Origin of the sequence: Streptomyces spinoverrucosus (assembly GCF_015712165.1) — a bacterium.
Classification (GTDB): Bacteria; Actinomycetota; Actinomycetes; order Streptomycetales; family Streptomycetaceae; genus Streptomyces; species Streptomyces spinoverrucosus_A.
This window is the reverse complement of record NZ_JADPZX010000001.1, coordinates 3038187-3051071: the sequence shown is the minus strand read 5'-3', so window position 1 is coordinate 3051071 and position 12885 is coordinate 3038187. Positions and strand designations below refer to the sequence as shown.

The window sequence follows — 12885 nt, the reverse complement described above, 5'->3', positions numbered from 1 at the left end:
CATTGCGTATGTCGCTTACTGCTGTCTAACATCTCGGCCAACGCGGGGTCAACGGAGCCCGCACCAGTGCCGAGGAGCTACGACGATCGTGACCGCCACCGGAGCCAGCAACGCCCCCGACATCGTGGACGTCGTCGCGCTCGGCGAGTCCATGGTCACGTTCCTGCCCTCCCGCCCGGGCCGCCTCGCCGACGTTCCGTCCTTCGACCGGGGGATCGGGGGCGCGGAGTCCAATGTGGCGTGCGTGATGGCGGCCGCCGGCCATACGACGCGGTGGGTCAGCAGGGTGGGCGCGGACGGCTTCGGCGACCACCTGGTCGAGGCGATCGGAGCGTACGGCGTCGACGTGTCGTCCGTCCGCCGCGACCCTGCCCGTCCGACAGGCGTGTACTTCCGCACCGCGGGGGACCGGGCCGGTGACGGTCACGAGGTGGCGTACTACCGGGCGGGGTCGGCGGCGTCGGCGATGTCCGTGACCAACGTGGACGTGGCGGCGGCGCGGGCGGGGCGGGTGCTGCACCTGTCGGGGATCACGGCAGCGCTGTCCGGGGACTGTCTCGAGCTGATGCGTGAGCTGACGGCTCCCGCAGCCGGGCGCCCGCTGGTGTCCTTCGACGTCAACCACCGGCCGGGGCTGTGGCGGAAGACCGACGGGTCGCGGGTGCTGCTGGAGCTGGCGCGGGGCGCGGACATCGTGTTCGTCGGGGAGGACGAGGCCGAGGCGGCCTGGGGAGTGCAGGGGGGACCCGAGGCGATTCGGGAGCTGCTTCCCGAGCCGGAGATGCTGGTGGTGAAACAGGGTGCTGAAGGGGCGACCGCGTTCGAGCGGGAGCCGGAGCCGGAGCACCGTGATCGTCCGGCTGCGGGTCGTGGTGGGCCGGTCGCGCAGTTCCCCACGCCCCTGAGGTCGGCCCAGCCGGGCCCCGTCCTCGAACCCGCCCCCCGCGTCAGCGTCGTCGCCCCCGTCGGTGCCGGGGACGCCTTCGCCGCCGGATTTCTCTCCGGCACGCTGCGTGGGCTGTCCCTCCGGGCGCGGCTGCGGCACGGACACCTCTGGGCCGCGGCCGCCCTCACCGTACCCGGAGACCTGGCCCCGCCCCCCTCCCGCGCCCACGCCGACCGCCTTGCCGCACTCGACGACGAGGCGTGGGGGACACTTCGACTCGGCCCCGGCTGGACGCACGCCGTTGATCGGGCCCCGGAGGAGGTACGTACGCCATGAGTCAGACCGTCGACCGCGCGCTGAGCATCCTGCCGCTGCTCGCCGAGGGCCCCGCCGACCTCGGACAGGTCGCCGACCGGCTCGGCGTGCACAAGTCCACCGCGCTCCGCCTCCTGCGCACCCTGCACGAGCACGGTTTCGTCTACCGCCAGTCCGACCAGCGCTACCGCCTCGGCGCCCGCCTCTTCGCGCTGGCCCAGGAGGCGATGGAGAACCTGGACATCCGCGAGATCGCCCACCCCCACCTCGCACGGCTGAACGAGCAGTGCGGACACACCGTGCACCTCGCCGTCTACGAGGAGAACGAGGTCCTCTACATCGACAAGGTGGAGAGCCGGTACCCCGTGCGGATGTACTCGCGCATCGGAAAGCCCGTCGCCATCACGGTCGCCGCCGTCGCCAAGCTGCTGCTCGCCGACCTCCCCGAGCACGAGCGCCGCGCCCTCGCGGAGAAGCTCGACTACCCCATGTACACGTCCCGTTCGACACCCAACCCCGAGGCCTTCCTGCGGGAGCTGGCCAAGGTGCGCGAACAGGGCTGGGCCACCGACCTCGGTGGCCACGAGGAGTCCATCAACTGCGTCGCCGCCCCCATCCGCGGCGCCGACGGCCGGGTCGTCGCCGCGATGTCGGTGTCCGCGCCCAACGTGGTCGTCACCGGCGACGAACTCCTCACGCTGCTCCCGCTGGTCCGCCGCACCGCGGACGCGATCAGCGGTGAGTACTCCGGCAGGACCTCGACGAAAGAGCTGGCATGACCGAGAAGATCGCCCTCACCCCCAAGACGCACACCACCCCGCCCGCGAAGTTCTCCCACGGCGTGAAGAAGGGCAACATCCTCCAGGTCGCCGGCCAGGTCGGCTTCCTGCCCGCGGTCGAGGGGCAGCCCCCGACGCCGGCCGGCCCGACCCTGCGCGAGCAGACCCTGCAGACCCTCGCCAACGTCAAGGCGATCCTCGAGGAGGGCGGCGCCTCCTGGGACGACGTGATGATGATCCGCGTCTACCTCACGGACGTGGACCACTTCGCCGAGATGAACGCGATCTACAACGCCTACTTCGAGGAGCAGGGCCTCACCCAGCCGCCGGCCGCGCGCACCACCGTCTACGTCGGGCTGCCCGCCGGGCTCCTCATCGAGATCGACGCCCTCGCAGTACTGGGCTGACACCCGCGCAGAACCCCTCAACTCCCGCACTCCGTATGCCGTCACGGCACGGCGCCCTCTCCCCTTGGGCGCCGTGCCGTGATCCCCCCATGCCCGAAAGCACCATGTGTTTACGAAGAGGACCCCCGAATGTCCTACATATCCGCCGCTCTGTCCGCCGCGCCGGCACCTGAGACCCCACCCCACACCGGTGGCCTGCTCCTTCTGATCGACGGCACCGCCGGACTCCTGACGGTCGCCGCGCTCGGCATCGCACTCCTGCTCTTCCTGATCATCAAGACCCGGCTCCAGCCGTTCGTCGCCCTGCTCGCGGTCTCCATCGCCGTCGGCCTGATGGCGGGCCTGTCGGTCACCGAACTCTTCGGCACGGTCCAGCGCTCGGACGCCGTCTCGACCATCGAGTCCGGGATGGGCGGCATCCTCGGCCATGTCGCGATCATCATCGGCCTGGGCACCATGCTCGGCGCGATCCTCGAAGTCAGCGGCGGCGCCGAGGTCCTGGCGTCCCGCCTGCTCAACCTCTTCGGCGAGAAGCGCGCCCCCCTCGCCATGGGCCTCACCGGCCTGATCTTCGGCATCCCCGTCTTCTTCGACGTCGGCATCTTCGTCCTCGCGCCGATCGTGTACGCCGCCGCCAAGCGCTCCGGCAAGTCGATCCTGCTCTACTGCCTGCCCCTGCTCGCGGGCCTGTCCATGACCCACGCCTTCCTGCCCCCGCACCCGGGCCCGGTCGCGGCGGCCGGTCTGCTGCACGTGGACCTCGGCTGGGTCATCCTCATGGGCATCGTCTGCGGTATCCCGGCCGTGCTGGCCGCCTGGGCGTTCTCGGCGTGGATCGGCCGTCGCATCTTCGTGCCAGTGCCGCAGGACATGGTGGAGGCCGCGGAGGAGGCCAAACGTGTCGTGCTGGACGAGCAGCGCGTGCGGCGCGAGCAACCGGTCGCCCTCGGCACCGTCCTCGCCATCATCGGTACGCCGCTGATCCTGATCCTCGCGGCCACCTTCTCCTCCATCGCGCTGGACCCCTCCACCCCGCGCTCGGTGATCGAGTTCTTCGGCCACCCGTTCGTGGCCCTCACCATCGCGCTGCTGCTGGCGTACTACGTCCTCGGCGTCCGGCGCGGCTGGTCCCGCAAGTCCCTGGAGACGGTGTCGACGTCGTCCCTGAAGCCCGTCGGCAACATCCTGCTGGTGGTCGGCGCGGGCGGGGTCTTCGGCGCGGTCCTGAAGGCGAGCGGCGTGGCCCAGGCCCTGTCCGACACCTTCAACGACGTCGGCCTCCCGGTGATCGTCCTCTCCTACCTCATCTCCCTCGTGCTGCGGGTCGCCCAGGGCTCGGCGACGGTGGCGATCGTGACGACGGCGGGCATCGTGGCCCCGCTGCTCGCGGAGGGCGACCACTCCCAGGCGTTCGTCGCCCTGGTCATCATGGCCATCTCCGCGGGCTCGATCTTCGCCTCGCACGTCAACGACGGCGGCTTCTGGATCGTCGCCAAGTACTTCGGCATCAGCGAGCGGGACACGCTGAAGACGTGGACGGTGCTGGAGTCGGTGCTGTCGGTGGCCGGGTTCGTGGCGGCGGCGGTGCTCAGTCTGTTCGTGTAGGGGTGCCGACAACAGGGCGCGTCCGGGGCCGGGTCGGGTCCTGGACGCGCCCTGATTCCGACCCGTTCGCGACCGGCCCGTGCGCTGCAATGGAAGGGCGGAACGGGCTTGTGAGGGGCACGGGCCGGTGCGATGCTGATCGTCATGCCGTCGCCGTCGCCTCACCCGCTCGATCACGGAGTGGTCCTCGCGGAGGTGCGCAAGGTGCGACGAGCCGGAGTCGTCAGGCTGCGGGAGCTCGCCCTGCCGGTGCTCGCCGAGGTCGCCCGTGACGTTCCGTCGGGAGACGGCGAGTTGCCTGGGGGGCCGGTGGAGAAGGTGTTACGGCTCGCCGTCTCCCGGATGGGCGGCGGCACCCTCCAGACCGCCGCCGAGTACAGCCTCGGCCTCGCCCAGGGCACCCGCGACTGGCCGGCCGCCGACCGGCGCCGACGGGCCGCCCAGGTGTACGGGGTGAGCGTCGAACGGTTCCGCAAGCACCACGAGTTCATGGTCCTCGGCCAGGTCGCGGAACAGATCGTGCAGGTCGCCGGGCGCACCCCGGTGACCGACGCCCCCGCCCCGGCGCCGCAGGACCGCATCCCCGCCGCCCACCGCGCGCTGCGCGTCCGCGTGGAGCGCCGCACCGTGCCCGTCACCGTGCACGTCCACTCCGTGGACCTGCTGCGGGACATGGACGTCGTGGTGTCGCCCACGAACACCTACTTCGCGCTGCCCGCGCCCTACAAGTCGTCCATCTCCGCGACCCTGCGCCGAGCGGGGGCGCGCAGGGACCCCACCGGGGGACTCGTCGAGGACCGCATCCACGACGAGTTGGGGTCATGGGCCGCCCGGCACGGTGCACCCGGCCGGGCGGCCCTGCCGGGCACGGTCGCCGTCACCTCCGCGGGCGCGCTGACCGATCAGGGCATCCGCCGCGTCTACCACGTGGCCGTCGCCGTACCCCGGCCCGAGAGCAACGACTACGACGTACAGCCCGCCGACATCACCAGGGGCGTGGCCCGCGTCTTCGCCCTGCTCGCCGAGGAGGCCCGCCTCCACGACCCCCCGCTGCGGTCGGTCTGCCTGCCGCTGCTCGGCGCGGGACGCGGCGGGCTGACCCCGCTGGAGAGCTTCGGCGCGCTGTGGACGGCCGTCGAGGCGGAACTCGCCCGGGGCGCCGACTGGGACATCCATTTCGTGGTACGCCGTCACGCGCGCGCCGACCTGCTGGAGCGGCTGCTGACCGCCATGGGGGAGGAGTGATGGGGCGCCCCCCGATCGAACCGGCCGACCCGTACCTCACCCTCGCCGCCGCCGCGGCCCGCTGGGACCGGATCGCCGGGCGGCTCGGGCCGGACACCAGGGCCCGGCTGGTCGAGCTGCTCACCGTCGTCCGCCACGCCGACGCCCCCGGCCGCCAGGTCTGCGCGGCGCAGGCCGCCGGGCTGTTGCGGGAGCGGTTGCCCGACGAGTTCGGGGCGGACGCGCACGCGCGGTTCGTCGGCGTGCAGCAGGCGCAGGGCGGGGCACCGACCGTGCAGGGGTTCGCGACCGAGGACCTGGCCGTGCTGCTGATCGACGGTCACCGCATGGTGGGGCCGGTGCTCGGACCGGTGCGGGAACGGCTGCTCGCGGAGCCCGCGCTGGACGCCGAGACCGTGGAACGGGGCGGCGGCCGGCCGTACGCGCCGGATCTGATCCGGCTGCGCGGCGCCGGGGGCCGGCTGCGGCTGCCGCTGTTCCAGTTCTCCGAGGAGACCCTGCCCTGGCTGGTCGTCCTGGAGGTCAACGCGCTGCTGGACGCCGACCGCGACCCCTGGGGCGCCGCCGACTGGTGGCTGTCCGCCAACGCCTGGCTCGGCACCAGCCCCGTCCGCCTGCTCGGCACCGGACGGGACCGGCAGCTCGTGGAGACCGCACGGTTTCTGATGGACAGTGAGGGTTGACCGTCGTGCCCAACTACCGGCCGCCCGAGGCGCTCACCGGCACCCCCGGCAAGGTCACGCTGGCCCGCGGCACCCTGCTGTACCGCATCCACGGCTCCCACCGCGGCGCCGCCGACTTCAACCCCAGACCCTCGCACTGCCTGTACGGAGGCGGCCGCTTCGACGCCACCTCCTGCGACCGGTACGGCTATCTGTACGCCGGCCTGAGCGCGGCCGCCGCCGTGTGCGAGACCCTGCTGCGCTCCCTGCCCTTCGACCCGGCCGGCGGCCCCCGGCTGCTGCAGCGCCGGGCCGTCGAGGGGCGCCGCCTCAGCACCCTGAGGCTCACCGCCGACCTCTGCGTGCTGCCCCTGATGACCGCGCAGGACCTGGCCGCCGTACACCAGGACACCTGGCTGGTGCACACCGAGGCGCACGAGTACCCGTACACCCGGGACTGGGCGCACTGGATACGCCGGCACACCCAGCCGTGGGCGCAGGGCCTGGTGTGGTCGTCCAAGCGGGAACCGGCGGACCGGACCGTGGTGCTGTTCGGCGACCGCTGCCCGGACGGGGCGCTGCGCTGCGAGGAGGACGAGGCCGTGGATTTCGGCACGGCGGAGGGCCGGGAGTGGCTCAACTCCGTGCTGCTGCCCTACTACGTCCAACTCGCTCCGTAGTACGGCATGTTGCCGACGATCCTGGAAAGCTCGAACCGTGACCGCTGACGACGCCCAGACCATCGTCGACGAACTCCGCGCCCGGCGCGAGGAGATCCTCGACGCCCTCGCCGAGACCGCCTCCGACGACCCGGACGCCCCCGCCCTGTGCGCGCTGGCCGGTGAGCTCAGCTACCGGCTGCACATCCTGGCGGACGACCCCGACGACCTGGGACTGGCCGCCCAGGCGTTCGAGCTCGCCTTCGAGGCACCCGGCGACGACGAGGACTGGGCGGCCTGGCGCGTCGCCTTCGGGCACGTCCGGGCCTTCCAGTACGACATCGACCCGCGCCCCGAACTCGTCGACGAGGTCTGGGCGCTGCTCACCGAGGGCACCGGCGCGCTGCCCCCGGACGACGCCGACTATGCCTCCGTACGAGAGCTCGGCGCGCAGCTGCTCGCGGCCTGTGCCAAACAGCGCTACCTGCACTGCGACGGACCCGCCCGGCAGCGCCTCGAACTGCTCGACGAGGCGCTGCGCCGGTACGAGGCGGCCGCCGCGACGGTGGAGCCCGGAGGTCAGGACGCCGTGGACCTGGCGGAGGCACGGGGCTTTCTGTATCTGGAGCGCTGCGAGCTGGACCGGGTGCCGGGCGACGCCGAGGCCGCCGCCGCCCACTACCGGTCCGTGCTCGACGCCGCGCTGCCCAGCAGCGACCTCCCCCTGGTCCGCTACAGCCTGGGCCTCGCCCTCATGGTGCACGGCAGGGCCACCTCCGACCGGGACGAACTGGAGCAGGCCCGCGAGGAGTTCGGCACCGCGCTGCTCGAAGCGCGGCAGCGGACCGGCAGCGAGCCGTCCTGGGCGTGGGAGGCGGGGATCCGCAGCGCCCTCGTCCGGTTCCTGCTCTGGGCCAACTGGAAGGACCAGGCGCAGGCCGCCGCGGCCGAGGTCGAGCTGAACGGGCTGCTCGCCGACCCCGCCGACGTCGAGCGGCTCGTGCCCGTGTTCCTCGACAGCTTCGGGCGGCTGCTGTACGAACGGGCGAGCGCGCGGGGCGACGGGCCGGGACGGGACCGGGCGATCGGCCTGATCCGGCGGGCGATCGACATCTGGGTGCCCGAGCGGGACGGGCTGGTCACCGTCACCGCGCTCTTCCTCGGAATGTTCCAGCAGAGCCGCTATCGGGACGACCCCGACCCCGCACGGTTGCACGACGTCACCGAGGCCTGCGCACTGGTCCTGCGGGACGACGACTTCTCCACGGAGTTGCGCCACAGCGCCCAGATGATGGGCCTGTGGGCGTGGACCACACTCAGGGACGAGCACGGCATCACCCCCGCCTCCCCGGACGACATCCCCGAGGCGATGCGCGTCGAGGGAGCCCGCGACGCCTACCTCGGCTTACTGCACGACCTCGACGACGGTGGCATCGCCTCGCTGAACTTCGGCGACACCGACGACGACTTCCCCGGCATCTTCAAGGGCCTGGGCGGTGGGGTCGCGTTCAAGGAGGCCTTCGACAAGGCGTACGCGTTCTTCGCCGCCCAGGAGAAGGAGTCCGACCGCGCGCTCTTCGCCCTCAACCTGCTGTCCCAGGGCATGCTCCTCGACCCGCACGGCACGATCATCACCGAGGCACAGAAGTCGGAACTCGTCGACACCGTCCTGTCGCACCGGCAGGACGACCCCGAGTGGCAGCGCAAGGCGCACGCCGTCGTCGCCCAGGTCCGGCTGCGCGAGGAGCTCAGGGGCTCCGGCCGCGGCATGGACACCGTCCTCGACCACCTCGCGCGGGCCGACGCGGCGGGCGCGGGCCTCGCAACGGGCGTCGACGACGGGGTCGAGGCGGCGGGCGCGGGCCCGGCGGGCGGCACCGACGACCGGCTCGGGCACGGCATCGACATCGCCCGGTTCGCCGCCATGAGCCACCGGGGGCAGACCGCCGGGGCCCGCGACGACCTGGAGGCCGCCGGCGAGCTGTGGCGGCGGCTGCGCGACAGCACCGCCCTGTCCCCTTACCAGCGCCGTGCGATGGGCGGCCAGCAGGCCGGGTTCGAGGCGCAGGCCGCCGCCCAGCGCGGCGACCTCGCGGCCACCGACGCGCACATCGCCGAACTGCTGGCCGCGCACGCGGAGCTGGACCCCGACGACGGCACCCGCATCGAGCTGTGGACGATGCTGGAGAACGCCCGCTCCGCCCGCGACCGCCTCGCCCACGAGCTGGGCGCCCCGCCCGCGCCGCCGCTCGCCGGCCGCCCGGCGGTGGCCGAACTGCGCCGGGCGGCCCGCGGGCTGCCCCGCGACCACCGGGCCTGGGTGCTCGGCGACAACGGCATCAACCGCTTCATGCGGGCCGGCCAGACCGGGGACCCGGTCGCCGTCACCGAGGCGATGGAGCTGATCCAGGAGGCGTACGACCTGGCCGACGAGGGCAGCGACAGCAAGCTGCGCTACGGCTTCTGCCTGGGCGCCGGTCACTGCGGGCTCGCCGAGTCACAGCGCTTCCCCACGGCCCGCGCCCGCCATCTCGCCCAGGGCATCGCCCTGCTGGAGGACGCCTTCCGCACCGCCGGCGGCCCCGAGCACCGCCTCTACGCGGGCGCCGGGCTCGCCCTCGGCCGCGCCTACCGCACCCGCGGCGAACTCCGCCGGGACGACAAGGGCATGGGGCGCCGCACCGGGCTCGACGCGCTGCGCGGGCACGCCTGGGCGGCACTGCTCCAGTCCGGTACCGAGCACGCCGCGCAGGCCGTGGCCATGGCGACCACGACCGCGCTGGAGGTCGCCGGCTGGTGTCTGCGCGACAACGCCCTCGACGAGGCCGTCCAGGCCCTCGACGCCTGCCGCGGCCTGCTGCTGCACGCCGCGACCACCTCACGCACGGTGCCCGAACGCCTCGTCGCGGCGGGCCACGACACGCTGGCCGAGGAGTGGCGTGCCGCGGGCCTCGCCTCCGCACCCGCCGACCCGTTCACCGCGCTCCAGGCGCCGATGTCCGTCCCGAGCGCCCTGCGCCGCCGCGTCCTGGCCGCCCTCACCGGCACGGACGCCACCCAGGACCGCCTCCTCGACCCGCCGGCCCCCGACGAGATCGCCACCGCCCTGCGCACCCTGCGCAAGGACGCCCTCGTCTACCTGGTCCCCGCCGGGGAGGACACCCCCGGCACCGCCGTCGTCGTCACCGCCACCGGCGCCGTCCACTCCGTGCCCCTGCCGACGCTCACGGAGGACGCGGCCGCGCTGCGCGAGTACGCCCGCGCCCCGCACGCCGACGCCGTCCGGCTCGCGCAGGACGCACGCGACGCGACGCCGTTCGCGGCGGCCCGGCAGGACCAGCGTGTGATGGGCCCCGTGCCCGGCTGGTCCGGCACCCGGCCGGACCTGCCGTCCCTGCGCGAACGGCTCGACCGGCTGTGCGGCTGGGCCTGGTACGCCGGGATGCGTCCGCTGCTCGACGTCTTCGCCACCCGCACCGGGCGGGCACCGCGGCTGGTGTTCGTGCCGATGGGCACCCTCGGCCTGGTCCCCTGGCACGCCGCCTGGACGCAGGGCCCGGAAGGGCGGCGCCGCTACGCCCTGCACGAGGCGGAGATCTCGTACGCCGCCTCCGCCCGCCTGCTGTGCGACGTGGCCGCCCGCCCCGAGGCCGCCCACTCGGGCGCCGCGCTCGTCGTCGGCAACCCCACCGGGGACCTGCGCTGGGCCGGTGCGGAGGCCGACGCGGTGCAGCGGGCCTTCTACCCGCGCGGCCGGTTCCTCGGGCGGCGCGAGGGCGGCGACGCCGACGGGCCCGGCACCCCGCAGGAGGTGCTGTCCTGGCTCACCGGCACGGACAGCCCCGACGAGGAGGGTGCCGTGCTGCACCTGGCCTGCCACGCCTCCATCGCCCGCACCGCCCGCCGCACCGCCCATCTCTCCCTGCACGACGGTGAGCTGGCCGCCGAGGAACTCACCGAGGCGGTCGCCGGGGCGGGCCGGGGCAGGCTCGGCCTGGTGGTGCTGGCCGCGTGCCGCAGCCATGTGTCGGGACGCGGGCACAACGAGGCGTACAGCCTGGCGACCGCGTTCCTGGTGGCCGGTGCCCGTTCGGTGGTCGGTTCACTGTGGCCGGTGCCGGACGACGCCACGTCGGTGCTGATGTTCCTCACCCACCACTTCCTGCGCACCGAGGGCGAGCCGCCCGCCAGGGCGCTGCGCCGGGCCCAGCTGTGGATGCTGGACCCCGCCCGCGACCTGCCCGCCGGCCTGCCCGCCCGGCTCGCCGAACGGGCCGCGCACATCGACCCGGACGACCTGAGCGCCTGGGCCGGGTTCACGCACCTCGGCCAGTAGGCGGGACGACGGTGCGCAGGGCGATCGTCCGGGTCGCCCAGCGCCCGGGCGCGCCCCCCGTGACCGGGCCCGCCTCGCGGGTGCCGCCGGGGGCGTCGAACCGGACGACCCCCGCAGGATCGACCGTCGCCTCGCGGCTGCCGTCGCCGTCCGGGTCCCAGGCCCGCAGCCGGAACGGAGCCGTGCTCAACTCGCCCTCCGCGACGATCAGTTTCAGCCAGTCCCGGCACTCCGCGCCGGGTACGGCGGCCCGGCCCTCGGGCAGCGACAGCTGGACGGGGTCGCCGTCCAGGGCGTGTCCGGTGCGGCCCGGGCCGATGAAGTGGCCGGGGTAGAGCGCCGGGTCGGCGGCGTAGCGGTCGGTGAGGTCGAGCAGCACGCACCACAGCGTGCGGTGCGGGGAGCGGTTGTGCAGCCGGATCGACACCCACGGCTCACGCGGCCCGGGCGTGCCCTGCGGGGCGTAGGAGCAGACGAGGTCGCCGCTGCCGTCCGGCACCAGGGGACGGCCGTCGGCCGCGTCCCACGGGACGACCTCCACCTGGACGAGGTTGTCCAGCACGGAGGGCCGCGAGGTGAGGTCGCGCAGCTGATGCCAGCGGGCGAGGTGCGCCAGGCAGTCCCCCACGCGCCGGGCGTCGCCGTCCGCGGTGAACGGCAGCGGCTCCACGAAGTCGGTCCCGTCCCGGCCCAGCACGCGTGCGCTGTCTCCGCGTACCTCCACCCGGAAGTGCAGGTCCCCGTACTCCTCGGGCCGGTCGACGACCCGGAGGAGGGGTGACGAGAGCGCCGCCCGCAGCAGGCCGGAGGCGTGGCCGTCGTCCACGCTCACCGTCGCGGGCGGGGTGGCCAGCGCGGTCAGGCTCACCGGGTACACCCGCTCGGGGTCGGGCGCCCAGCCGACCGGTTCCACCAGCGTCCGGTCGGCCCGCACCGAACGGGCCCGCACGACCGCCCCCGGCACCGCCCCCTGAGACCCGACCACGCCGAACTCCGTGCCCTCGGCACCCTCCCCGTCCCGCAGCCCGTGACCGGTGCCGCAGTCCACCTCCCAGCCGTGCGCCGCACACCGCAGCAGATGCTCACCGGCCGCCTCCGCGACCGCACCCCCGAGGAACGGCAGATCGGCGGCGCCGCCCGGCGTCTGTGGATACAGCACCGGCCGCTGCCGCCCACCGGAGCGCTGCACGCGCGCGTCGGCCGCGGACAGCAGCTGCCGGTAGGTGGCGTCCGGGCCCGCCGCGCGCACCGCGCTCAGCAGGGCATACGTGAACGCCCCGTGCCGCCTGCCGCCGTAATACCCCTCGTACGACAACTCGTCGAGCCGGCTCGCGGCCAGCAGCACATGCCGGGCGGGCCCCGCCGGCGGCGCTACCTCCCGGCCGCCCGGCACCACCCACTCCGGGCGCGGTGGCGCGAGCCGCGCGGTCAGACCCTCGGGCAGGTCGTCCCGGCTGGCGCCCCCCGAGTAGCAGCAGTCCAGCACCGCCACCACATGCGCCCCGCGTGCCGCGACCGCGTCCAGCAGGGCGCCGAGCCGCTTGTCGGGCAGCGGGCCGTCCGCGCACAGCAGCGCCTGGTTGAAGCCCGTGGCCTCGATCAGCAGGTCCGCGCCCGTCGCGACCTGCTGCGTGCCGTGCCCGGAGAACCAGAACAACGCCGTGTCCCCGGGCCCGGCCGCCCCCAGGAACGTACGGATGCCGTCCTCGACCGCCGCCACCGTCGCCGCGCCGTCCAGCACGGTCCGCACCTGCGCGCCACCGGCCGTGCGGGCGCTCACCAGCCGGTGCGCCTCGGTGACGTCGTTCACGCAGCCCTTGAGGGGCGGTGCGATCTCGGACGGATAGTCGTTGACGCCCGCCATGAACGTGTGGATCGACCCCATGCCGGGCAGTCTGTCAGCCCACCCCGGGCCGTGACGTGAGTGAACTGGGCGGTATCGGGGCGAGTTCGGGGCAGGAACCGGATTTCCGGGTGCCAAGTGACTGATC

At 74.0% G+C, this 12885-nt stretch carries 9 protein-coding genes; 8 read left to right on the top strand and 1 reads right to left on the bottom strand.

Features of this window, described 5'->3' with window-relative positions; all coding sequences use genetic code 11:
* Positions 1-88: 88 nt before the first annotated feature.
* From I2W78_RS13655 to I2W78_RS41385, 8 genes are all read left to right on the top strand, one after another.
* Positions 89-1222, top strand: coding sequence for a sugar kinase (locus I2W78_RS13655; RefSeq protein WP_196459891.1), 1134 nt, complete (start codon positions 89-91; stop codon positions 1220-1222).
* Positions 1219-1980, top strand: coding sequence for an IclR family transcriptional regulator (locus I2W78_RS13650; RefSeq protein WP_196459889.1), 762 nt, complete (start codon positions 1219-1221; stop codon positions 1978-1980). Before I2W78_RS13655 ends, I2W78_RS13650 begins: the two co-directional genes overlap by 4 nt.
* Positions 1977-2387 carry a RidA family protein gene (locus I2W78_RS13645; protein ID WP_196459887.1) on the top strand — a complete coding sequence of 137 codons (411 nt, stop codon included), beginning with the start codon at positions 1977-1979 and terminating at the stop codon, positions 2385-2387. Before I2W78_RS13650 ends, I2W78_RS13645 begins: the two co-directional genes overlap by 4 nt.
* Before the next feature lie 129 nt (positions 2388-2516).
* Complete coding sequence (locus I2W78_RS13640) at positions 2517-3992, top strand: GntP family permease (RefSeq protein ID WP_196459886.1); 1476 nt, start codon at positions 2517-2519, stop codon at positions 3990-3992.
* Between the two features lie 144 nt (positions 3993-4136).
* Positions 4137-5237 carry a hypothetical protein gene (locus tag I2W78_RS13635; protein WP_196459885.1) on the top strand — a complete coding sequence of 367 codons (1101 nt, stop codon included), beginning with the start codon at positions 4137-4139 and terminating at the stop codon, positions 5235-5237.
* Entirely contained in the window at positions 5237-5920 is a 684-nt protein-coding gene (locus tag I2W78_RS13630; RefSeq protein WP_196459884.1) for a hypothetical protein, read from the top strand. The genes I2W78_RS13635 and I2W78_RS13630 overlap by 1 nt, the downstream gene beginning before the upstream one ends.
* A 5-nt stretch (positions 5921-5925) precedes the next feature.
* Positions 5926-6579: an RES family NAD+ phosphorylase gene (locus tag I2W78_RS13625; protein ID WP_196464544.1), complete on the top strand. Its 654-nt coding sequence runs from the start codon at positions 5926-5928 to the stop codon at positions 6577-6579.
* A gap of 37 nt (positions 6580-6616) precedes the next feature.
* Positions 6617-10894, top strand: a complete 4278-nt coding sequence (locus I2W78_RS41385; protein WP_196459883.1) for a CHAT domain-containing protein — start codon at positions 6617-6619, stop codon at positions 10892-10894.
* Here the strand turns inward: I2W78_RS41385 and I2W78_RS13615 are convergent.
* On the bottom strand, positions 10875-12779 hold the full coding sequence (locus I2W78_RS13615) for a caspase family protein (protein ID WP_196459882.1): 1905 nt from the start codon (positions 12777-12779) through the stop codon (positions 10875-10877). The two genes, I2W78_RS41385 and I2W78_RS13615, sit on opposite strands and share 20 nt — an antisense overlap.
* Positions 12780-12885: the final 106 nt, after the last annotated feature.